Origin of the sequence: Bacillus fungorum (genome assembly GCF_002746455.1) — a bacterium.
Taxonomy (GTDB): domain Bacteria; phylum Bacillota; class Bacilli; order Bacillales; family Bacillaceae_G; genus Bacillus_A; species Bacillus_A fungorum.
In genome coordinates, this window is sequence record NZ_NWUW01000125.1 from 1 (window position 1) to 1,188 (window position 1,188).

The following is a 1,188-nucleotide window of genomic DNA, read 5'->3' on the forward strand; positions in this document are numbered from 1 at the left end:
GAAGGCAACTTTGCTGTTGTATCTATCACAGCAGGAGAGTTAGCACTTCAAAAAAGATTATATGAAGAAGTAACAGCGCAAGAAGGCAGTAAAGTGTACACAGGAACTGTTTCGGGTCATATCCCATCTGCACAGACTGTCTTAGTTGAAGTGCATGGCGTAACAGTAGGGGTAAGGTACTCACACTGGTCCTATACATTCGTTCGTCCGGAGGATATTGTCATTGGGGATGTTGTAGAACTTATCATCGATAAAGTAGGGGAAAAGAATGGCCGTTATGAATTTAGAGGAAATAAAAAGAAACTAGAAACAGATCCAATTGAAAAATTGTTAGAACTAAAGAAACGTCGTGACCGCTTTGTAGGGAAAATAGTAGGGGTTGATGCAATTGCCGGCATTTTCGTAGAAGTTGCACCAGGTATTCAGTTTAAGGGACTAAAGAGTCGTAATCTTGCCAATCCAACTGCGGAAGATGCATTAAACCAAACGATTGTTACATGCGAGCTGCTTAATATTGATGCCCAAAATAGAAAGGGAACGGTGCGTATCCTAAATTACCCGCAGGGCCAAAGTAAAAAATCTAATTCGTCAATTTTCCAATTTTAATGGATGACTATGCGTACAATAGAGAAACAATTGTCTACTTATGTCCCTTCTATTCCTCATTTATCAAGTGAAGATGTACAGGGACTTCAAATATATCGAATACATGAACTGGATAAAAATTATGTATTTCGTTCTTATGACGAATTGGTTAAGTTTAAGCAGCGTTTAACAGAAGAACAGTATGCTATCCTCACTTTCATCGGGGTGCATACATCTGTTCGATTTAATCATTTATTATATTTATTTAAGGATAAATATTCACGTAAGAAAATAAATGATGCACTTCAAGGATTACTTTACTATCGTTTGATTGAAAAATGGCAAGTCAAGAATTTTGATATGGAGATCTTTGAAGAAACATATACGTTATCCGATAATGGTTATAAGCTTTTAAAATACTGGCAAGGAAATATGTTCTTCTTTGCTCCAGAACGACTTGATAATCACGGTAAATATGTTCACCTACGTTATTGGCATGATATAGACCTACTTTGCCACCTACGCTATGCTCCATCCTTTTTAGGGCATATTATGCATCCATCTATTAGTAAAGGGGTATCTACCCCTCCTTTAAGTTTTGCT

Annotated in this window: 2 pseudogenes; both read left to right on the plus strand. The window is 37.0% G+C overall.

Annotated elements, in window-relative coordinates:
- A pseudogene (locus CO726_RS30970) lies at positions 1-606 on the plus strand (RNA-binding protein); the annotation flags it as partial.
- 9 nt (positions 607-615) lie between these two features.
- Positions 616-1,188 (plus strand): annotated as a pseudogene (locus CO726_RS30975) (hypothetical protein); the annotation flags it as partial.